We start from the raw sequence: 723 nt of genomic DNA, 5'->3' as shown, positions 1-723 counted from the left end.
GGCGAGGGTGTTCGACATAGTACGCCTTCTTGGGCAGGAGGTAGTGCTCCTGCCCATCCTCAAAGCCCCGCTCCGAGCGGGGTTCGTTTCAGTCTTTTAGCGACACAGTTCCTTCCTGAACTTTCTTGCCAGCGGATACAAGTAAACGTCCTTGATTCGGCCATGGGCCAGGTGCTTATGCCCTCTTTTGGCGATGCCTTTGGTTTGGCCAACCAGAATCCAGTTGACGGCTTTGTAGCAAGTCCCTCGAAACCGGTCTTTTTCCACAAAGGTCTCGAGCAGATGGATCGGGTAGTGATAGGTCTTAAGCCAATCAGAGGAAATCCTTTTGATGCAAAGAGCCAATACCTTCGAGGCCAGACACTTGATATCGATCCAGGGAAGCACGAGAAATCTGATCACGCCTTAGGCGTGATTGACTATCAGATGGAGGTTGTTCTTCCTTGCTGTTGTATCCCAACCGATGAAAAGATCTCTGGATCCAACCTTCCAGGCACCGGAGCCCCAGCCAAGACAGGCCACCGGCCGATCTTCTAAGAAAGCGATGTACTTGAGATGAGCTCCGATCACGCCAAGGGCGTGACCGGTAACCCAAATAATGATGCCTGTCTATGAGGCTGTTGTAGAGGGGCTCAAGGGGGGTGTTCCGAACCAGGTGCAGAGTCGGTTCAGGGAAATCGGAGAGCTTGCCTTGCAGGAGGCTTTGATCTACAGGCACCCGGG

1 pseudogene is annotated in these 723 nt (G+C 53.1%); it reads right to left on the bottom strand.

Annotation, left to right across the window (positions count from 1 at the left end):
- Nucleotides 1-96: 96 nt before the first annotated feature.
- Nucleotides 97-522, bottom strand: a pseudogene (locus K1V27_RS22560) (Druantia anti-phage system protein DruA).
- Between the last annotated feature and the right edge of the window lie 201 nt (nt 523-723).

This window comes from Desulfoferrobacter suflitae (assembly GCF_022603395.1).
Taxonomy (GTDB): domain Bacteria; phylum Desulfobacterota; class Syntrophobacteria; order Syntrophobacterales; family Syntrophobacteraceae; genus Desulfoferrobacter; species Desulfoferrobacter suflitae.
Note: the sequence above shows the minus strand (reverse complement) of the source record. Positions and strands in the feature narration are given on the sequence as shown.